The sequence below is a fragment of the Thalassococcus sp. genome (assembly GCF_982780845.1).
The window spans coordinates 22,996-44,356 of record NZ_CEYADA010000003.1; the positions used below are offsets into that span (position 1 = coordinate 22,996).

Annotated in this window: 19 protein-coding genes; 6 read left to right on the top strand and 13 right to left on the bottom strand. The window is 52.3% G+C overall.

Annotation, left to right across the window (positions count from 1 at the left end; translation table 11 throughout):
- Positions 1–265: 265 nt before the first annotated feature.
- From AC4FIA_RS04210 to AC4FIA_RS04230, 5 genes are all read right to left on the bottom strand, one after another.
- A complete protein-coding gene (locus AC4FIA_RS04210) occupies positions 266–844 on the bottom strand; it encodes a hypothetical protein (protein WP_490364841.1) in 579 nt (192 codons plus the stop codon).
- Positions 845–1,011: 167 nt separating this feature from the next.
- Complete coding sequence (locus AC4FIA_RS04215) at positions 1,012–2,928, bottom strand: AAA family ATPase (RefSeq protein ID WP_490364842.1); 1,917 nt, start codon at positions 2,926–2,928, stop codon at positions 1,012–1,014.
- Positions 2,915–3,445, bottom strand: coding sequence for an ABC-three component system middle component 5 (locus AC4FIA_RS04220; protein WP_490364843.1), 531 nt, complete (start codon positions 3,443–3,445; stop codon positions 2,915–2,917). Before AC4FIA_RS04220 ends, AC4FIA_RS04215 begins: the two co-directional genes overlap by 14 nt.
- A complete protein-coding gene (locus tag AC4FIA_RS04225; RefSeq protein WP_490364844.1) occupies positions 3,439–3,933 on the bottom strand; it encodes an ABC-three component system protein in 495 nt (164 codons plus the stop codon). Before AC4FIA_RS04225 ends, AC4FIA_RS04220 begins: the two co-directional genes overlap by 7 nt.
- Before the next feature lie 312 nt (positions 3,934–4,245).
- Complete coding sequence (locus tag AC4FIA_RS04230) at positions 4,246–4,821, bottom strand: hypothetical protein (RefSeq protein WP_490364845.1); 576 nt, start codon at positions 4,819–4,821, stop codon at positions 4,246–4,248.
- 207 nt (positions 4,822–5,028) lie between these two features.
- Between AC4FIA_RS04230 and AC4FIA_RS04235 the strand changes: the two genes are divergently transcribed.
- Genes AC4FIA_RS04235 through AC4FIA_RS04255 form a run of 5 tightly spaced genes read left to right on the top strand, consistent with a single transcriptional unit; the run spans position 5,029 to position 7,161 of the window.
- Positions 5,029–5,340, top strand: a complete 312-nt coding sequence (locus AC4FIA_RS04235; protein WP_490364846.1) for a plasmid mobilization protein — start codon at positions 5,029–5,031, stop codon at positions 5,338–5,340.
- Between the two features lie 3 nt (positions 5,341–5,343).
- Positions 5,344–5,496, top strand: coding sequence for a hypothetical protein (locus AC4FIA_RS04240; protein ID WP_490364847.1), 153 nt, complete (start codon positions 5,344–5,346; stop codon positions 5,494–5,496).
- Entirely contained in the window at positions 5,493–6,392 is a 900-nt protein-coding gene (locus tag AC4FIA_RS04245) for a relaxase/mobilization nuclease domain-containing protein (protein WP_490364848.1), read from the top strand. Before AC4FIA_RS04240 ends, AC4FIA_RS04245 begins: the two co-directional genes overlap by 4 nt.
- A gap of 11 nt (positions 6,393–6,403) precedes the next feature.
- Positions 6,404–6,814, top strand: a complete 411-nt coding sequence (locus AC4FIA_RS04250) for a hypothetical protein (RefSeq protein WP_490364849.1) — start codon at positions 6,404–6,406, stop codon at positions 6,812–6,814.
- Positions 6,811–7,161, top strand: a complete 351-nt coding sequence (locus AC4FIA_RS04255) for a hypothetical protein (RefSeq protein ID WP_490364850.1) — start codon at positions 6,811–6,813, stop codon at positions 7,159–7,161. The genes AC4FIA_RS04250 and AC4FIA_RS04255 overlap by 4 nt, the downstream gene beginning before the upstream one ends.
- Positions 7,162–7,219: 58 nt before the next feature.
- Here AC4FIA_RS04255 and AC4FIA_RS04260 read toward each other — a convergent pair whose 3' ends face one another.
- From AC4FIA_RS04260 to AC4FIA_RS04290, 7 genes are all read right to left on the bottom strand, one after another.
- On the bottom strand, positions 7,220–7,678 hold the full coding sequence (locus tag AC4FIA_RS04260; protein ID WP_490364851.1) for a hypothetical protein: 459 nt from the start codon (positions 7,676–7,678) through the stop codon (positions 7,220–7,222).
- A gap of 114 nt (positions 7,679–7,792) precedes the next feature.
- Positions 7,793–9,400 carry a hypothetical protein gene (locus AC4FIA_RS04265; RefSeq protein WP_490364852.1) on the bottom strand — a complete coding sequence of 536 codons (1,608 nt, stop codon included), beginning with the start codon at positions 9,398–9,400 and terminating at the stop codon, positions 7,793–7,795.
- A complete protein-coding gene (locus tag AC4FIA_RS04270; protein ID WP_490364853.1) occupies positions 9,397–9,585 on the bottom strand; it encodes a helix-turn-helix transcriptional regulator in 189 nt (62 codons plus the stop codon). Before AC4FIA_RS04270 ends, AC4FIA_RS04265 begins: the two co-directional genes overlap by 4 nt.
- A gap of 53 nt (positions 9,586–9,638) precedes the next feature.
- Positions 9,639–10,232, bottom strand: a complete 594-nt coding sequence (locus tag AC4FIA_RS04275; RefSeq protein WP_490364854.1) for a hypothetical protein — start codon at positions 10,230–10,232, stop codon at positions 9,639–9,641.
- On the bottom strand, positions 10,219–11,484 hold the full coding sequence (locus AC4FIA_RS04280) for a tyrosine-type recombinase/integrase (protein ID WP_490364855.1): 1,266 nt from the start codon (positions 11,482–11,484) through the stop codon (positions 10,219–10,221). Before AC4FIA_RS04280 ends, AC4FIA_RS04275 begins: the two co-directional genes overlap by 14 nt.
- Positions 11,485–11,993: 509 nt before the next feature.
- Positions 11,994–13,049 (bottom strand): acyltransferase family protein, encoded by a 1,056-nt coding sequence (locus tag AC4FIA_RS04285; RefSeq protein WP_490364856.1) that lies wholly within the window; start codon positions 13,047–13,049, stop codon positions 11,994–11,996.
- Positions 13,050–13,281: 232 nt separating this feature from the next.
- Positions 13,282–17,916, bottom strand: a complete 4,635-nt coding sequence (locus AC4FIA_RS04290; RefSeq protein ID WP_490364857.1) for a DUF7507 domain-containing protein — start codon at positions 17,914–17,916, stop codon at positions 13,282–13,284.
- Between the two features lie 820 nt (positions 17,917–18,736).
- On the opposite strand from AC4FIA_RS04290, the gene AC4FIA_RS04295 reads away from it, so the two are divergent.
- Complete coding sequence (locus tag AC4FIA_RS04295; RefSeq protein WP_490364858.1) at positions 18,737–20,068, top strand: MFS transporter; 1,332 nt, start codon at positions 18,737–18,739, stop codon at positions 20,066–20,068.
- 4 nt (positions 20,069–20,072) lie between these two features.
- Here AC4FIA_RS04295 and AC4FIA_RS04300 read toward each other — a convergent pair whose 3' ends face one another.
- Positions 20,073–21,338: a sensor histidine kinase gene (locus AC4FIA_RS04300; protein ID WP_490364859.1), complete on the bottom strand. Its 1,266-nt coding sequence runs from the start codon at positions 21,336–21,338 to the stop codon at positions 20,073–20,075.
- Positions 21,339–21,361: the final 23 nt, after the last annotated feature.

A 21,361-nucleotide genomic window follows, 5' to 3' on the forward strand; every position in this document is an offset into this window, starting at 1 on the left:
GCAACTGATTCAATTTCCCGCCAGCGGCTCATCTCCCCTCCAGTAACCTGAGGGGAGTTGAACCACTTTGCGACATTGAATGCAGCCGCCGTCAACCTCTTTGGCTAGCAACTGGTTTCAGACGTCAATTAGTTCGAGCAGCTTCGCAGTGGTACGGCATGACAAATCCACACAAAGTCGCAAACTGAACCGCACTCAACCACCGCGATGCACCTGCTCGACTGAAAGTGTCATTCCCCACTTCCAAATCGGTATTATCGTTAAGTTACTGGAAAATGTAGAGGAGCACTTGTACTGTAAAGAAAAGTCCAGGAATAGCAGCAGAAGATATCCCGATCACATACAGTATCAAAACTACGAATGCTGACTTTCGATTGCAGTATCTGCTTTCCACATTGAAAAAACTACTCAAAACATCAGCATGAATCTGTTGATCTTGTTCCTCTCGCGCCTCAGAATATGCAAGTGAGAGGCTTGGAGAACTGTCTCGATCCAACCACGGAGCATACCGAATAAGATCCGCTGCGACATTAGGTCTACGGTGCTTGATTGTGAAAACCATAGTCCTCAATCTTCGAGCGGACGCTCGATCCAATTCACTATTAAAGAATTCCTCAATTGATCGATGGCGTTGAATTGTTTTAGGGGCGCGAATTCTGAATATTATCGTGCCAAGACCAATCAGAACGGCTCCCATGTAGAAGAAATTGAGTCGAGTTATCATGTTGAGCTTGAGAAATTCACTCAACCCACTTGATGGAGCAATAGCTTCACCTTCCGCAGGCACAACTCCCCCATGAGAAAACCCATCTAAACCCACGCCCAAATCAGATATGAATGCCATTATTTGATCATTGTACAGAATAGCGTACCCAATAAATGGCATCAAAATTGATATAGAGGCCAGAGGAGAAGAGCCGACCGAGCGAAGATTCTCCCAGTTAACCAATCTATGCCAACCACTATCCGAATTCCGAGCGCCACCGCCCAATTCCGACCTCTCCACACCCATTAAAAAATATCCAAGGTTCTGTTGTCACGACTATACTCCCCACCGACAGTATAATCGGGCGTATTAAGCTCAGGAGCAATCATGGAAGTAGCTATAATTACTTGATGGATAGATTTTGCTGCGCTTGACTTGTCCCGAAGAATTCTTTGAAAATTCATACTGCGCTCAGGCTCCATACCCTTGTCTTCCACCGTGTCCATAATGAGCAAACGAGGATGGAGAAAACTTCTGTCATTTGCTGCGGCATACAAAAACGAGGCAAAAAAGCTGTTCCTCAAATATGCCATTGAGCTCGCGGAAAAGAAAGATTCCCCATTTACAGCAAGACGATCCGCATCGAATTCAAACGATATGTCTTCCGCCTCTTCGAAGGTTATTTGACGAGCCAGATCAGCGTGCAAAAACTCAAGGACCTCTCTCTCAATTGCCTGTCGAGCCTTAACGAGACGTGCAGCCTGTTTATCTTTTTCATACTCTATAGCTGCTTCAAGAGCATTCAGCTCATTTTCCAGACCTTCGCGTTCAGCCGTAAGCGTCGAGAGCTCATCAACCACTGAACGAAAGAAGACCAGTTCTTCTTGTTCACGATAGAGATATCCGGCTTTCCGATTGAGCTCTCGAAGACGAGATCGCATTTCGCTTGTCGGCGTTCTCAGCGAAACTTGATATTGAGCACCGGCATTCTCCCAAAGACCCTTTAACTGTTCAAGCTCCGCACTTCGAATACGCAGTTCTGCACGCCGATCTTCTTGAACGGAGAATGCTCTCTCACGCTGTCGCGCGTATTCGTTAATCAGCTTAAGAACTCTTTTTCTTGTCTCTTCGGAGTTATGCGACGATTTGCAAAGGCCACAGCCTCCTTCCACCGCATGATCCTCTATGGGCGCAAAGCATGATGGGCAGAATTCAAAAGAAAGCCCACCAATGCTTTCGACTATTATGTTCGCCTCTGAAAGCTGCTCGAGCTTGTTGTCAATAGAAGCTATATAGCGATCAGTGTCTGCTATCTGAAGCCTAATCTTCGTTAAAGCTTCTTCCGCACTACCCAGCTTTTTCTGCAACTGGACGACCCGTTGATACGAACTTTCCTGATCATTCAGGCTAAGCCGATCTGTGAACTCGGCATCGAATATCTCTCTCTCCACCTCATCGATATGCCGGCCCACCTCCTTGAGCTCATTCTCGAGTCGCAAGGATTCGGCATCGATCCATTCGGTAGTAATGGGTCGGCCATCCCTTTTGTGAGTTTTAATAAGGAATTTGACACTTGACCGCACCTCTTGGAGAGCTGCGACGACTTCCCGCTTCCGCAACAATGCCTTGTAGTATTCGTCACTGTAGGCTCCACAAAGAAGGTCGCCGACTGCCTGCCTTGTAATTGCCAGGTCAAACGAAACCGGTCGGAAAATTCGGTCCACAGGGCTCATTTGGTCTGAATAGAGGAGTCGCAGGATCTGGTTCATGGTGAGGCGAGCATTTGCTTCGCCGTATTCGATCTCAGGGAGCCCCAAAAACCTAAATAGAACCTGAGAGAAACTATCCTTCTGACCACGTTTGAAGGGGTACGTTTCCCATGCCGATATATCAGCGCTTTTAGCTTCATCCAGCCCCCCATAAAACACTCTCATCGGCCTGAATGAACCCTCTTCTATTTCTCTCAAGAGGGAGACAACTCTACCATTTGCAGCTATCTCAACTAAAACAGAATCACATTTCTCGGCAGCTTCTCGCCAATGCCCCTTTTCAACATCTCCACCTAAGGCAAAGTGCAGGAAATCCATAATAGTAGATTTTCCAGAGCTGTTCTGACCCCGAATAATATTTAATCCGCTATGGAAGAACTGATCAAATACAGATTTGCCAGACTTCACCACCATGAGACGTCTGACCATTAGGTTTGGGTTATATTGTGTCATATTGAAACTCTCCAAGACCCGACCGATCTTTCAATCCCCCGGGACCAAGCAATTCAATCTCCAGAAAATCTTTAGTCAAAAAATCCAGCAATTCACTCTTGCGCTGGATATTTTCATCGACTCTCAAGCGAAGAGGCACAGATAGATTTTCTCGATCAAGTGTCACAAATCTCTGGTTTCCAGAAAGCGACAGCGATACAAACCTTTCGCGACACAAAGCGCTAAGCGCAGTATCTTGAATAATCGCCATTCTCTGAAAAATTTCACTTGATTCCGGTAGGGCCGCATAATGGACGTCAGGAAGAGATTTAACATATCTATTTAACCTCCCCTGCATGCCCGTGACTTTTCTTGGCGGAGAAAAATCAGACAAACGTTCAGGGAAGCAAAAATAGAAATCGGCAATTCTAAGCCAGTCGAAATTCAGACGCACTTGTGGTGCGGCAGACAAAATGTTCAAGAACCGGAATGCTGTATGGTACGGATCGTAAGCTGCTGAATATGAAATGTTCAACATGCTTGCCACCGGACATGACAACGCTCGGCGAGCCAATTGACCATTCCATACACGTCGCCCTCATCTAAGAATAGCTCCGCTTTACCTGCGACTGCATCCATATCGGAAATGGTGGGCTGAATGATTTTTTCCTCGATTATTTCGTCAACCTGCTTTCGAGTTAGCTTTAGCCCCGGAGGCATGATGTTCTTTTCGAAAACCGTGAGTATTCTCATGAGGAGCCGCGCAAACAGCATCTGGGCCGACTGATAATGAGTGTATTTCTCAAGCATCTGCTCGAATGCGAGAAGATCGCGGTCAGCGCTTTTCAACTCGTCACTCCGCCCTACTGCAATGAGCTTTTCGTGCAGCCCTTTAAGGTCGGATTCGTCCCTGTTGCTGATTAAATACTGTAGTTTATCTATGTAACCATTGATTTTTTTGTTGTCGCGAATTTCTGACTCAATGCGCTCTGCAAGAACAATAATTTGATTGTTAGGACCCGACAATTCTGCCTCGCTTGGAAAGAACTCTGCCCATTTCCCGTGTCGCCACGCGGCGAAGCACCGCGTGAATTTAGGGCCATTTTGGTCACATAATCGCATTTTGAACTGTATTTCAATGCTCTAAGCAATGATCTTTGGTAGGCACTGAGATCATGGCGTCTAAGGGCGAGAAACGAGCCCGTTGTTGGGGACACGCTGGCAAGAGGTCACTGGTGTCTGCGCAAAAAGAAGGCGTCCACACGGCCCAGAATGCTTGGCTGTTCGTGACCCCAAGCATGATTTTGATCAGATCATTGAGAAGGAAGAAACCGCCAGTTATGACGGTTGGGCTAGCACTTCCACCGGACGAGGATGGACGCCAGGCAACTGCTTTCTGCTTTCCCATCGACGCGGCCTCCGCGACGCGTTGTAAAAGGAAGCAATGTAACCTCCCCAGAAAGTGGGACGGCTGCGCAGAGGCTGCACCAACGCCTGGCAAGCCGCATGTAAATCGATGGGCAAAGCTATTCCTTCCTTAAACCGAACTGCGAGGCAGAGCTGGACCAGACATTCTTCGGCGAAATCTGGGCCTGCGGTCAATCTGTAGTACTCGACCAGTTCCGAACGCGGACTGTCAGCCAGTGCGGCAGGAGCGACACTTCCTGCTTGAGCCATCGCTTCATCTACCGTCATTCCGGCCATAGGAGCGTTCCGCGCTTTCGCCCGCGCAAACTTCATATGGAAAATCTCATGGTGCAGGACCTCTTCGAACTCGACATCCATGCGTCCTTCGAACTCGTCCGTCAGCCAAATCTGCCCCTTGAGATAGAAACCTAGATTGCCAAGCATAGTCTTGTCGTCGGCCAAGTACACCGGCGTGAAGCTCGACAAGTGCCGCCGTGTCTCACGCATGACTTGGGTCTCCCAAGTACCCTTTGTCCACATGTCATTGCTCCATCGCTGTTCTTGCCATTGCGGTATTATGATACCTTCATTTTTCAGTAGTAAGACCAGCAAGCAGTGTTTTGTGTGTACAACCGTACAACAAAACGGGCTTCGCCGGTCGCCCCTGGCTCCGATAGTCGCCTGCGGCTTCGGGGTGCATGTCCGGAGATCGTGATGCGCGAGAACATTTTAGCGATCCGTTTATCTGACGACGAATGGAACCGCATCGCAGACCTTGCCGACCTCGTCCGCCTGCCGATGAGCACGTATGTCCGAGCATTCATCCTAACCCAGAGGCCACCCAAGCCAAGAGCATCGGGTGTGACCGTCGAAGCAGTGGCGGCGCTAAATCGGGTTGGTGCTCTCCTCAATCAAATCGCGAAGATCGGCAATTCCTCCGGGACGTTTTCGGCGGCTGAAATCGCTGGGGTGACAGTCGCGCGAAAGCGGCTCGTCGAAATTGCAAATCGCCTATCTGGAGAATGAAACATGATAAACAACCCGCAGACCGCCCGCGCCATCGCCGCTGTATCCACCGGAATTATCACGGCGCTAGGCATTGCCCTCTACCGCCTGTGCGTCGCAATCGCGTCGTCCCGCCGTGCGCGCCAAAGCGAAGACCCTTGGAAGGGTGGGTCATGATTGGCAAGGTCCGCAAGGGAGCCGATTTCGGTCGGCTCGTGGACTATCTAATGCGGGACAACCGAGGATCGGTCTTGGCGCTGCACAACCTGGCTTCCGATAGTCCAGAGGCAGCGGCGTCTGAAATGGCTGTCGCTGCGGCGTTGAGCGCGCGGACGAGCAAGCCCGTCATGCACATCAGCATCAGTTACGCGAGGGATGAGGCTCCAACAATGGACGAAATGCAGGACGATGCCCGGCGCGTCCTGCGCGGCTTGGGCTTGTCCGAAAATCAAGCAGTCGTCATCAGGCACGACGACCGCGACCACGCGCATTTCCATATTGCGGCCAACCGCGTCGGCGGGGACGGAAAGGCTGTCTCTGACTCCAAAAGCTATGCGCGCATCGAGGATACGCTACGCCAGATCGAAGCCGAGCGCGGCTGGAGTGCTATTGAGGGGAGACATGAAGTCTCGCCGAAAACTTGCCGAAGGTTCGAAGGATATCCGAACTCCAGGCCGCATCGAGGCATCATAGCCCCGCGTTCAGTGCGCAGTACGCTGCTCAAGGCATCATCTTGGCCTGACCTCCATCGTCGTCTGCAACGAGACGGCTGGCGGCTGGATGTTGTACAAGCTGGAAGAGGCAGCGGCGCAGTCCTAACTGGTCCAGATGGTCAGCGTATTGCGGCGGGCCAGGTTGACCGACAGGCAACGCTAGCACACCTGCGAAGGCGGCTGGGGACTGATCGAAATGCGAGGCGTGAGACCCTCGAAAAATCAGCTCGCAGACAATTGGCTTGGGCGATGCGCCGCGAACTTTTGAATGCCTCCACCATGCGAATGCCCTTGTCACCCCAGAACCAATTCCGGCTTCGTAAGAGGAGCCTGGGCAAATCGTTCACCCCAAAACTGTAACGGAGAAGAGAATGACCCGAATTAAGAAGGTCTCCCCGAGCGCTGAGAAAAATGACGACCCGCAGCTGGCCGACGAGTTGCGGCGCTTTATCGCGCACGCCAGCGACATGATTGAAGAGCAACGCGCTGTCAGGCTGGAAATGCAGGAGGCGCGAAACGCGCTGGAGCAGACCAGGACAGCATGTGAAAAATCATCGAGGGCAATTGCCCGGCGGCAGTCTGAGGCCGTTTCAGTCGACATACGCAGCAACATTGCAGAAGCGCATGATGAACTTGTCCGCTCGCTCACTGCCCCACTGATCCAAGCGCAAGAGGCAGCACATCAACTGCGCGGCCTGTCGTTTTGGTCGGGTCTGTCGGGCGGCGTCCTTGGTGGTGCGATGGTCATCCTTTCACAAATTATTGGCAGGGTGATGCAGTGAAGAACTCTAAGGCGATTGGCGCACTTCTGCGCGCAGCTGATAACGCCAGTGACCCGTTGGACAAACTCGCATGTCAGCGGGCGGCAATATGGGTCCGTTGGTGCGATGGCTTTGGCGCGACCATAACCAATCAAGAAGCGTTGGTGATCGATCAAACTCAATCTCTTGGTGACCTTTCTCGAATGATCATCGCGCGCCTTTCAGGCCTTTTCCCGGCGCCCCCAGAGGACCCAGAGTTTCGGTACTTGGATGATGATGCCTCAGGCTGGCAGGATGAGTTTCGAAGACACGCGGCTCATAGGCAGAATGTTCCCATCGATGATCCGTTCGGTCTTGGCCCCAAATAAAAGAAAAGGCAGGGACTTGTCCCTGCCTTTTGAGTGCTTTGGCGAAGAAGTGAGCCACTTACTTTGCGATAACGCCATCAAACAGGAACAGTGCGAAGCAGAAGTCGTCATAGGCGCTATCACGGTAGCCGAGCAGTTCGGCAAAGAAGGCCGACACCAACTCTGGTTCTCGAGAATAGAAAATAATCGGCGCAAGATAATGGGCTGTTTCCCATGCATTGCTGGGCTCTTCCGCGTAAGGCGGCAAGGCCTTGAAGACTGCGTCGAATGCAGTCTGGCGCACGGCGCAGGCGCGAGAACACTTGGGGACTGTGGCCGAGGTTGCTCCCAGAAGCATGTCCGCTCCCGAAGCACTATCCCACTCCCGCACGATCACGCAGGCGGCAATCAATGCTCCTTTGATGGTCTGGGGGAGGCGCATTCCGGCGATATAACGCCCGAGATCGTAAGGGGACTTTTCCGAAACACGATCACACGCAAAGTCATGGCGTGCAACATCGCAAGGTGCGAAGCACATGAGTATTTCCTTCTCTTTTTTGGAGGAAGTGGTTGCAGATTATTCTGCGGGGGTGCTCATCTCAGACCCAAAGTCCGGAGATGAAATTTCAGTGTCAGGCGATTTGCTGCCCGACTATTGGTCCGCGCACTCTTCACCGCCTTCGAGGGCGTGAGCAAATTCGAACTCAATTTCGGTCAAAGCCGGAGCCTGACGGAAGCCTCGGGACGCTAAGTAGTGATCAAGCCCATACAGATAGATCTCAGGTGGACGGATATGCCCCCACACTGTCTTCAGGGTTTCGAGGGTCTCAAACGGTTCCTCGTCCTGAGCCGCGAAAATTGCTTCTTCCATCGTCTCAATCTTTCTGGACACCGAACGCAAAAATTCGTCAGGAAATTCCAGATCGGCGTACAAGTCCAAAGTCTGCGCCAATGACTCAAGTCGATTATTGTACCGCTGCAACCTCTGCTTATGCGCAAGCTTGATAATTCTCTCCGCTCGATCCTCGGGATCGTAACTCACACCATCAGAAAATCCGAATTCAGCGAGAACTTTTTCCGCAACTCCGCTTTCCTTCACATACTTACCGAAGCGCGAAATCATCAGATCTTCGACTTCACTAACACAAATTTGTTCTTCGCCCTGCCCTGATTCCTCGAGCTTCTTCGACGCCGCCTCAAAGAGAGTGGCACATGATGCGCGCGCAAATGTCCGTTGATATTGAAGAAACCCGGCTGCTTCTGCATCAAACTCAGTACGCGGCGAGACCTCTTTCGGCCCTTTGACAATCTCACATTCGCCAGGCAACTGAAGGACAGCGCCCAAGCCATGTAAGAATTCGCGTGTCATTGGGGTAGATTGAGCGAGTTGCCAAGGAGACATGTTCGCCTTTGCAACTCCGTCGAGACCTTCCAATCGAAACTGGAACTCAATTCTAACCAAATTGGGATCAATATCCTCTTTTTTGATCTTTTTCTTTTCGAAGCGCTCAAAGTCCTTCTTGTAAACACGAATACAAACAGGGCTTTTAGTCGACCCAAGCCGTGCCATTTCACCGCCTTCAGAGCCGATGAATCTGACCGGCTTTTTGATCTTCTTACTATTGTCCGCCATTGCCCGCATTTTCGCGGCGAGACGTGCGAACAGTGTCTCCATCGAGATATCCAGCCGAACATCAATTCTTGAAGCCCTGAATGGAATGCGCGTTGATTGGAGTAATCGCGCTACTGCATGACCCCGCCCATCTGCCCCCTTAACCGTGATGTGGGGCATGCTTCCAGAGTGTGAGCCAAAGGAAAGGAACGCTACCGGTTCGGAGTGCGCGATATCCTCCTTAAACTCGACGGAAACTCCATAGGATTTACCGGCTCCGCCTTTGCCATGATAGGGTACGTAGCCTCCGGCAATCAGAAAACCGATGATTGCTTTCACAGCCGCGTTTTGTTCGCAAGCATTATCGGTTTTACCTGCAAGGGTTGTTGGCGAGATGACGGTTAGTTCATGCCAATCGAAGGCAAAAGCGTTTGCCAAGTCGCGCAGCACTTTCTGATCCTTTAGATTATATGTGCTGTCGCCCGGTGCCTGGATCACCGCATCAAACGCGCGTCGAAGATCCTCGACGAAGTCGGCATGCGGCTTTGACGATGCATCGATCTGGTCAAAGATCGTCGCAGGGGCTGCAAAAATGACCCCCCTGTCAGTGGAGCGGGGGTCATTTTCGCTTTCGTTTGAGACAGTCATCCAGCCACCTCATTCGTCTGGAGCACACTGCTGACCCAGGCTTCAACCTCGGTCAACTTCCAACGAACGCATGCAGGCGAGAGGTGGTGAGGCTGCGGAAACCCTTCACGCTCTGCGCGCCAACGCCAAATTGTTGCGCGGGACACAGAGAGATAAGTTGCGAACTCTTTGTCTGAGATGAACATTTGCAGACACCCTAGATTGTTTCGGATGTCTCCCAATATTCACACATTTCAGCCTACCGCTTGGCCCCAATCAACGCGAGATAGGCATCCATTTGCGAAAAACTGATGCGGCCCTCTTTGATTTCACGCGCTCGCGCCTCGCAGATTTTCCGTATACCGTTTGCTGAATTTGGCCTTTGGCGCAGCTCACGTTGTGCTTTCGCAACGATCTCGTAGCAAGAGAATGCTGGCTCATGTATCGAGGCACGGCGAGGCACGCCCATGCTCTCCAAGTCGCAAACGATCTGATAAATTCCCTTGTTGCGCTCCGTGTCTTGACCTGGGAACGCCCGACTATGGCGACGGCTGCGATTGGGTTTCTTTATTTTTCCGCCGCGATAGTCATATAGCCATTGGAAAACAAAGTGGGGCAGTGCGATACCGCTACACAGCCAGTGAGAGATCGAGAGCAACGCAGCCTCATACAGTACAAGGTTTTCGCGGGCGCCTTGAAAGGACAGCTCCAGAGACCTCATGTCGCCCACGCGGTAGTGATACTGATTGACCTGATCTTGGATCTCCGCAGCCGTGTAGTGCCCATGCAAATCGCACAACGCCTCTACGGCAAATTCCACCAATTCAGCGTACGACAACTTATCCTGTTCCATCCAGGAACTCCCCCCACTCATTCATCATTTTCCTGCGTTTTTCGAGTAGGTCAGTTCGAGCGTAAGCCCTCTCGACCTTCGAGCCTAAAAAATGCCAGAGCGCAGCTTCGGACAGACTCCACTCGAATGCAGTGAGCTCGGTTGACCAAGCTTTGAAGGTTGATCGAAACCCGTGAGCAACTGCAACTTCGCCCGTCAACGCATCGACAAAACCAGAATTGCCAGATTTCACATCGGCAAGATGGGCAGACTTTAGCACTTTACCAATCGAACCATCCGAGAGCGCGCCCCCGCGTGGAGCAGCAAAGACAAACGGAGTGTCCAACCTTCGCGGTGCTTGCTCCAGGATGCTTCGCATCAGCGGCGTGAGAGGCACTCGACGTGGCCCCATTTTCTTGCTGACTTTCGACGACTTACGCAGGGGCTGAACTGTCCAAACCTGATTGTCGAAATCCAACTCATCCCAAGTCATATACCGAACAGCGCCAGTGCGTGTCGCTGTGAGAATCTGAAACGACAACGCCAATTTCGAAAGCCCATTGCGGCTTTGAATTGCCCGCCAACACCTTTTCGCGTCGCGTAGCTGTACAGCTGGGTAGTTTCCCTCATCCGAACCATCAGCAGGCCGCGGCAGAAGAGTGGCCAGTTCGCTGGACCATACCGCAGGATTATCGCCATCCCGATATTCTTTTGCCTTGCAAAACTCCAAGGTTTCACTGAGCTTTCGTCGCAACTTCTCTGCCGTCGGGCGTTTTTCGATCCATAGCGGAAGCAGGACTCCCACAATGTCCTCCCGTTTGATTTCGGCTACGGGCTTCGTTCCGAGTTGATCGAGCGCATACTCATCGACACTGTTGCGCCAGTTCTTTCGGTAACTGGTACCTTCTGCCAAAGTCTGTTCCTTGCCAGGCACAAATTCTTCAAATGCCTGACGGAAGGTCACAGACCGTCTTGCTTGAGCGGCTAATTCACGACGGACTTTTTTCCTTTCGCCAACCGGATCAACACCAGCCTTGATCATCGATTTCAATCGAGACGCCTCGCCCCTCGCGTCTTTGAGAGAGACTTCTGGATACGCGCCAAGCCCCATCTCTTTCCGTTTTGCGCCAACGGTCGTACGGAGCAACCACGAGCGAGCACCACTTTCGGAAACCTGCAAACAAAGCCCGGCCACCCCTCCGACTGCATGGAGGCCCGTGTTCAAAAGGCGCTTCACCTCGATAGCAGAAAGTTCTTTCGCGCGACGCGGCATTCCACTTACCCCCCATAGAACCCACCTAAAGAGGTACACACGAGCGAGACAACATGCAACAGCACGAGACACGTAAACCTATTTAGTTATTTGTTATCAGTGCCATGAAGGAATCCACAGGACAGCATGAGACATGAATAGGGAGTTGGTACTCGCCTCCATTTCCATAGTTTTTTACTGGAAGCCCACACTGTTCATTACAGTTGTGATTGCCTGATCTTTTGGGACGCGATCTCTTACGCAACCAGCCCCAACTCAATTCGGCTAGCAGAAAAGTAATTTTTGCCAATCATCAGAATATGACAAAATAGCGTTTCACTTAAGATGTCGAATCCAGGCCTTCCGCATCACATAAACCTAGACCCACACCGCTCCAACAAAGTTTAAATAACATTCGAAACTGGTTCTCATTATGAACCAGCCTGAGACCCTAGAAGGTATTTAAGCCTTCGACAGGGTATATTTCAAATCAAACCTTGAATATCCTTACTTCCTAAATCGAGACACTTTCACCCCATTGCCCTTGCAGAGGTAAATTTCCTCTTATTTTTGCGAACCTTCTTGATCAATCTCATCATCGGTCTTTCCCACACCCAAAAATAAATCAAACCTACCAAAGTACAAAACAGAGCAGAGGCAATGAATGCACTCTCCCATCCCATGTCCAATTTAGAGAAAATTCGAGACAATACCGAGAGAAGCGGGTTGTGAGTTAAATAAAGTGCATAAGAAGCCGCACCGCCGATAACGAGCCATTTTGGCACTCTTACACCATTCCCAAGCTCGGTTTCGCACATGACGGGAAGCAAAAATGCCAAACCCAAACCCAAAATGAAGCTCTGAGATCTATCCGCACCTACCAAAATAAACAAAAGTACAAATGAAACGGACAGGAAACAGAGTAGAGGCTTATTTACGCTTCGCTTTGACAAAACAAAAACCGACGCAAGCAGGCCCGCCAAAAACTCCAGATTCTGAGGAGAGAACAAAATTTTGGAAAAATTCGCTTCGACACTGAAGAGAGTGTTGAAAACAATAATTCCAAAAAACCAAACTGCCATACCCAGAAACAGCCGATTAAAGAAAAACATCACCGCATATAGGAAATAAAAAAGCATTTCATGTTGCAGCGTCCAAGCTACACTTAACGCTGGTGGTTCCGAAGTCGGAAATAGTGTCAACGACGACAACCAGCTCCACTCTCTTTCCGACGTACTCACTCTGGGAACGTAGGTGTAAACGAGTGCCACTAATATCCCCACCGGCAAATAGGGTATCATAATCCTAAAAAACCTGTCTGCCGCAAACTCAGATGAACCTCTAGGATTTACAGTCATTGAATAGTGAATGATAAATCCGGACAAGACAAAGAAGAAATCAACACCTAGATAGCCATATTCAGCAATCGACAGAACTATCCTTGGTGGAACTTCTACAAATGCCTCAACAGAAATTGCCGCGTGATGCACCATGACGGCCATCGCTGCGACGCATCTGCCGGCTTGGAGCGTGTTGAACAACATTGGCTTGGCTGACGACTCTGGTGGCAGGAACGTATCAGACACTGGACCAATCAAATTTCACGTTGAGAGTTAGACATCGGCAAATATTTTCCGTTGCGGATTTTTAGTATTTTAGTCGCGGCCAGACAACAAACTCACGTTTTCAACATCGACTTCTGCTCCCGTACTTCCCCTGATCCCCATCAATGATTTTAACTGCCCTGCCCGTTTGTAAAAGGTCAAAAAACGGAGCGCCGTTTCCGGCGCTCCGATCACACTTGTTAAACCTTAAAACTCAGGCGAACAGGAAGGCATCCACGTTCAGCATGGCGGCTTGGAACTCTGCGCTGTCGGCGTCGTGGGCGAAACGTACTCCGTCGATGGTGCCGAAGTTGTTGTATTCATCCAGCGCAGACATGATGTCGGATCCAGAGGCGATACCGTTCTGTTCGTGGTTCCAGACACTGTTCTTGCCTTTCATCGGACCACCAGAGTTATTCAGCCCCCATTCAATCGCCTCGCGCAGCCAGTCTTCGGGGCTGTCGAGCGCGATGTCAGGTGTTGTGTCCTGATATCCGTTGCCAGCGCGCATGTTCAGTTCGGTCGCGATGGCGTGGCGCAGCAGATCCAGTTCCTTTGATCCATACCGACCGCCATTTTGCTCAACAACGGCCCAGGCGAGTTCCAGATCGACGGCATATTCGCCCTCACCCTGCACACCGTCGCCGCCATTCATATGGTCGCCGATGATAAAGACACCCGCTTCCAGTTCAGCCGCGCTGAGTAGTTCCTGATCCGGGAAATTATCGGTATCCGAAACATGCGGTTCGTTGCCTTCGATGCCATCCCAATAGAGCTGAAGTTTGGGCGAGTTGCCCCAGCCACCCGGCGTCCGAACACCCGGACCATCACTGATCAGACCGAAGTAATGGGCACTGTCGGTATCGGTGACACCTTCAGCGGTTGTGACCGTCGCGTCGTTGCGATGCTGGTCAGCCGTCAGAACGTCGGTATATTCGACGTAGGCCACCGCACCAACCGCCAGATCATCGAACTCGCCATCGCCGTCTTCGTCCGTCAGGCCGATCAGCGTTGGAACAGTGACCTCGGAATGGAAGGCGCCTTCGACGTACTTCAGGTCTTCGATGGTCACGTCAGTCAATGAGATATTGCCGGTGTTGGTGACCTCAATTCGGAAGGTGACTGTCTCACCCACGATATCCACTTCCGGCCCTGTCGGGCTGTCCGCATCGACAAAGGCGCCGCCGTTGACCGAGATCAGCTTTTCGATGTCGACATTGGGGTCATAGTCGAAGTTCGAACATTCGGTGTCCGAGACGCTGCCATCAAGTTCAACTGCTGTCGCCGTGACGGTGTTTTCAAAGTCACACTCGTCGTCTTGGCCGTCCTTGGTCGGATCCTGAGCATCCAGCATCGCCTGAGTGACGATCACCTTCTCGACCGGCTCCAACGTCACGCTGCCGCCAACCTCGATCGCGTCGATGGTGGTGGAGTAGCCGATGGTGGCGTCCTCAACCAAAACCTCGGTCAGGGTGATATTGCCAAGGTTCGACACTTCGAACGAATAGCTGATGTAATCGCCAGCCGTTTCGGCGCGCTGGTCTTCGTCCAGGCTGCCATCTTCGTTGTAGATTGTCGCGACCTTGGTAATGCCCATTTCCGGCGCATAAACGACATCGACCTCTTCACTGTCGTCATCGCTGACTTCGACGGCGCGGGCCTGGCCCACGGCTGTTGCGGTGTTGTCGATGTCGCCATCGCCATCGCCCCAGCTGTCCAGATCGGCCTGCGTTACGGAGTACTGCAGGTCTGCTGCATCACCGTTCTTGTCCAGCTGACCATTCGCAATCGTAAACGATGCGCCCGGCGCGAGCGATCCGTCATAGGCATAGCTCAGCCCCGTCAGAGGATCGGTCACAACGATATCCGTCAGAGTCTGGTTGCCCGTGTTCGTAACGACAATGCCATAAGTAATGACATCGCCTTCAGCATCGGCTGCGGTCAAACCGGTACCATCGCCACCGACATCCACGACCAGCTTGTCGATCTTGATATCCGGAAGCTCCTGAATATCGACCTCTTCGCTATCCGACACTTTATCGGTCTGGTCACTGTCAGCCGTGGCCGTGTTGTCCACGTCGCCATCACCATCAATCAGACCCAGATAATCTACGCCATAGCCGTCGATATCCGCCTGCTGAACGGTGTAGCTGACATCAAGGGTCGCGCTGGCACCCGCTTCGAGCGAGCCGATGTTTTCGTTCAGGCCCGTCAGCGGGTCTGTGACGATGACGTTGGTCAAGGTCTCTTCGCCGCTGTTGGTGACCGTGATCTGATAGTTGATCACATCGCCCACATTCAGAACCGTCGTGTTCGCCGCATCGCCATTGATGTCTTTCACGACCTTGTCGATGGCAATGATCGCGCGGTTCAGATCGTGTTCGTCGCGCGCCTTGATGCCATCGGCTGTCACCGCACAGGCGACGTTGGTCAGCCCGCCGATGTTGGCATCAAAGTCTTCTTGTGTGATCGACACAGTGGTCGAGAAGCTCCACTCCTCGCCGACATCCAGAAGACCGTCACCATCCGTATCACCCGTGACCGCACCAGTGCCGTTATAAAGCGTGATGTCGTCAGAGGCATCGCCCGGCGTAAAGTTATCGTCGATCACGCTGGCGATGGCCTGCGCGTAATTGCCGGTGTTTGTTAGTGTGTAGGTATACGTCACATCCGCCGCGCCCGTGACGTAGGTCGTGTCAGACGTTTTATCCAACGAAATCCCGCCGATCTGTTCAATCGGAACATCGGCGTCATCGGACACCTCGCCGGTTTCATTTGTGTCGGCTGTGGCGATATTTTCAATCGCGCCATCGCCGTCGCCGTTGGTATCCAGATCACCCTGCGTGGCCGTGTAAGAGGCTTCGAAACGCCATGTTTCGCCTGCCTCGAACACATCATCGCCATCGCCAGAGACTTCTTCCAGATAAGCAACCGTGTCTGCGATCGTGTCGATAACCTGTAGGCCCGTCAGGTCCAGATCACCCGTGTTGGTCACGTCGATATGGTAGATGACCTCTTCGTCAGCCGCGTCTACGACCAGATGGGACGTTGAGCCATCAACAGAATAGACCACCTTGTCGATAGACAGATTATAGCGGTCAATGTCGTGGCCATCGCAGTGGAACGTATCCGGCGTGTAGGCGCAGGCAATGTTGGTCAGACCACCCAGGTTGTCGTCGAACATCTCCTGTGTGATTTCTACATCGCGCGAGAAGGTCCAAGTTTCGCCGACATCCAGAAGCCCGTCGCCGTCAGTGTCCCCTTCGGCCACAATACCGGCCGAGCCGTCGTACAAGGTAAAATCATCCGAGGCGTCGCCAATGATGAAGCCCTGATCCACCACGCTGGTGATTTCCTGCGCGTAATTTCCGGTGTTCGTCAGGGTAAAATCATACGTGACCGTGGTCGCACCATTGATCGTAACGGTATCGCTGGTCTTGATCAGGTTGATACCTTCTTCCAGCTCGATCAGGACAGCTTCATCGTCGCTGTCGGATACGGTGTCATCCCCGTATTCGCCGGTCACAGTGGCTGTGTTGTCGATATCGCCGTCACCACCGCCGTTTCCGTCAAGATCATCCTGCGTTGCGGTGTAGACCACATCGACGTCATCGCCGTCACCGATAGTGACCGTTTCACCCACACCCAACGCGCCGATCAGGTAGTTGGTGCCTGTCAGGGGATCGGTCACTGTGACGTTGCTCAGGGCGACATTGCCGTCATTCGTCACAACCAGATGATAGGTGATTTGATCATCCGCTTCGTCAACGACCGCGGCAGCGCCTTCGGTGCCGACGTCCATGACGATCTTGTCGATCACGATGGATGGGTTGGGAATGAAGTTACCAATGTCTTTGGTGACGAGTTGACCGCCATCGGTAATCGAGGCTTCCCAATAGGGACCGAATTCATCCACGCCATCATAGTTCGTCGCGATGTAATCCGCGTTCTCACCAGTCAGTTCTTCGCGAATGATAATGGGCTCGGAACTCGTCGCGATACCGGTCAGCGTGTAGTAGCCGTTCTCGTCAGTGACATCGAACTGTTCGTTGTTGAATTCATCGAACACCTCGCCGTCATCAACGATGCCGTTCAGGTTCGTATCCCACGTGTCCAGCTGACCGTCGTTGTCGGCATCGTGGTAAATGACGATTCCTTCCAAGCCCTCTTCACCCGCGTCCTGAATTCCATTCGAGTTTTCATCTTCGAACTTTGTGCCTGCAATCAGGCCAGCTTCCTGTTGATTGAATTCTTCGAAACCCGCGTTCTCTTCCCAAGGCTCTTCGCGCCCCATCTCGGTGTACAGGTAGAAATACGTGGTCGCAGGATCGAGACCCTCGAACTGGCTGACGGGGATGTAGATCGCGTAGTCGTCGGTGCCTGATCCCGTGGACTCTTCGGACAGGAACAGCGTGTTATCTTCTGTTGCGTCCAGATCGTAAACAAGGTTCTGGGTTTCAAGCGTCGCGAGGTCTTCGATCGTGCCGTCGGTAGACGTGTAGATCTTGAAGGCTTCCATCGAGATCTGGCTTTTGGCCGCCTCGCCCTCTTTGTTGTTTTCGTTCAGATCAAGACGGATTTCGTAGTACTCGACGCCATCGATCCAGACCGTTGTCAACGACCCCAAGAGGATCGCTTCGGACTTTGATGCGTCCATGTTCGAGTTCGACGGATCAATCGACCCGCTATCGTCAGAGTTGAACCCGGCAATCGTGCCATCATTGTCGTTCAAGGCCAGAAACGTATCGTAGTTCCCGGTGCCGGAACCGACGTTTGCGGCGTCCTCGAAAATAACGCCTCCGACCGTGGTACTGCCACCAGGATCTGTAATATCAATTGGATCAGCCATAATATGTCCCCACACGCGCTGCTCAAAAACAGCCCGACATTCTTTGCCTGCATGGAATTGACGAGGGGTGCAGTTATCTACGTTTTCAAAATATTCGGGATAAAATTATTGCGGAAATCCAACCCGCGCACCATTCATCAACTTGCCAGTGGATGCCGAAAGCACCCGAAATAAAAATCTAAAAATTCGCGTTCGATTAACGCCAAAGTATCAACAGTGTTAGCTTTGAAGCCCTATTCTGTCAATTTATCGCGACAAACCGGAGACCACACGCCCGGCGGCGAGCCAGTTTCCAAACGGCTTAAAAACCAAACAAATAGCATCTCAATATGGTGATGTGTTGCTCTATCAAACCTGCCCGTTTTTGACCATCCGATACAAAAGATCGCCAAAAAATCCAATCAATCGGCATCTTTAAATTTTGAGCATCCAATTCATGGATTTTCGAACAATAGCCTCTGGCGCCTATTTATAAAACGTTCAGAAATTCAATTAAAAATTGAATTTTTTGGCATACATAAAATCTAGAGACGCATGAAAACTTTTGGGATTGATCAGGAGCTGGGTCAGAAGATGCACACCCCAGGATTGTAAACACCTATTAACAACCTCTACATTCACGCGAAACACAGAACGATGAAGATGGTATGATTCTACCTGCCGCACCCACACATCAGATCGGCTAGTGGCGCAGCACACTGAACTGGAATTACGGCTATTGAAGGGGACCCGTCTGAACGGACAAGCAATCCACCTTGACGCGAGCGCTTGGGAGGCGTCCAATCATGAGGATACACATCACCTACCTCACGGATCCCTAATGCTCGAAATCCTGAAAGAACGATCCTACCGGCATCTCTTCCTCGCTCAGTTGGTCGCGCTTTTGGGCACGGGCCTTGCCACCGTCGCCTTGGGGTTACTTGCATTTGATCTGGCCGGTGAAAGCGCGGCCATGGTTCTGGCGACCATCCTGACGCTGAAAATGGTGGTCTACGTCACGATCGCTCCGGTCGCAGGTGCCTTTGCGGGACGGTTTGAACGACGCAAATTGCTGGTGGTTCTGAACCTGATCCGCGCCGCCGCCGCCGTTTGTCTGCCTTTTGTAACCGAGGTATGGCAGGTCTACATCCTGATCATTTTCCTACAATCCGCGTCGGCCGTGTTTACCCCGATATTTCAGGCGACCATCCCCGACGTTCTTCCGGATGAAGAGCAGTACACGAACGCGCTGTCGATGTCGCGACTGGCTTATGACCTTGAAAACATCATATCTCCGACACTCGCGGCACTTCTTCTGACGTTGATGAGTTCGGGATCGTTGTTCTGGGGCACCGCAATCGGGTTCATTGCCTCGGCCTTTCTAGTTTTGTCCGTGGTGCTTCCCAGCCCGAAGCCTTCGACCGAAAAAAGCGTTTATGCGCGGACGTTCAGCGGAATTCGCATTTATTTGTCGACGCCACGCCTTCGCGGGCTGTTGGGGTTGAACCTGTCTGTCGCCGCAGCAGGTGCGATGGTGCTGATCAATTCAGTCGTTCTTGTCCGTTCTCAACTGGGTTTGGGTGAAAGCGCATTGGCATGGACCCTGTTTGCCTTTGGCGCTGGGTCCATGATCGCCGCACTTGTGATACCGAAACTTCTGAAATTTATCGCTGATCGCACCGCGATGATGACTGGCGCCGTGATCATGATTGTCGCGCTGCTGTCTTTGACCAGCTACATCCTTGCAAACGGGTTGAACTGGCCTGTTTTGTTGTTGGCATGGCTGATCGTTGGCTTGGGCTATTCCACGGTTCAAACACCCGCCGGACGTCTGCTTCGCCGTTCTGCACATGCAGAAGACCGCCCTGCCCTGTTTGCCGCGCAGTTCGCGCTTAGTCATGCATGCTGGTTGGGAACCTATCCTTTGTCAGGCTGGCTGATGACGGAATTCGGCACGGTGCCTGCGCTGTTGGTACTGGCTGGCCTGACGGTTCTCGGGCTTGTGATTGCGATGATCGTCTGGCCCGCTGCCGATCCTGTCGACGTGCCCCACCAACACACGCACCTGCCGCCAGACCACCCGCATCTTGAAAGCGGCGTAAGACACTCGCACGCCTACGTCATCGACAACATCCACCGCCACTGGCCGGATGCAAACAAGAACGCAGACTGATGCCTCAGCTGGCCTTCTCGGTGGCTATCGGCAGTTCAATCCAGACGGCGTATTTACCGTAGGCGTCCTTTTCGATGCCGACGCGTCCGTGCATGGCACGCACATGGGTGCGCACGATAGCCAGACCTACCCCTGCGCCCGAGATGGTCCCGTTTTCCGCAGACAGCCTTTCAAAAGGACGGAACGCGCGGACCACGTCATTTTCATCAAAGCCAGCCCCTGAATCGATAAACATCAGCCTCAGGCATTTTTCATCGACCAGATGCGCGGTCACATGGACCCAGCCACCCTCGGGGGCGAATTTGATGCCGTTGGACAGCAGTTGCTTGACGACCTCGCCAAGCCGGTCCGGATCGGCAAGAACCTTTTGTGTCCGGTCGAAATCGCAACTGACGTCCAAATCTTTAGCCTCTGCTTTGGGCAATAGCTTGGCGATCTGGGCAGAAATGATCTGGGTGGTATCGACGGGCTGAAGTTCGTCCTCGGACGCCTCGTTGGTGAGTGATGCAAAGGCCAGCATGTTTTCGACCATATCGGCGATCTGGCCGCCTGCCTGACGCACCATTTCCATCCGCTCAGCCAAGGCTTTGGGGCTGATCTCGCGTCCGTGCTCGGCGTCTTGCTGGGTCAGGTCCGAAAACCCGATGATGGCGTTCAAAGGTGTTTTCAGCTCGTGGCTCATCGAACGAAGGAAGGCTGACTTTGCCTCGCTCGACACAACAGCACGCCTACGGGCGACGGCCAATCCGCGCGAATAGCTTGAGAAAACAGAAGCAAAATAGCTCATTTCGATCATCACCAAGATAAACACCGTCATCGCCGACAAAGGCGCGATGATCGTTCTGGCCTGCTCTTCCCCGATGACGAAACTGTCGTACAGACTGTAATCGGTGTACCAGCCGACGAACCAGAACGTGATCGGCACGCAAACAAGCGAGATGACAGTATTCCTGTCACGTCCCAACGAAAACATCAGGAACGGCATCGCGCAGGCAGGGGCAAACATAAAGCTGATGTAGCCCATCGGATGCACCAGAAAGGTCGCCCAAAAGGCCCCAACATTGGCGATCAGAAACCACGTGATCCGGGCAAGGGTATGGGCGTTCATCCGGTGCAGGATCATGCCTGATGTAAAGCCTAGCCCGACCAGTGCTGCTGCGGCCACAACGGCCCAGGACTTCAAAAACAATCCAAGGGCAATCCAGAGGATCGCCAAGGGCAAGGCAACACGAACGGATGCCCGCGAATGCGAGATCCGGGCATCTTCCATGCCTCTAGGTCTATGTCGGCTCA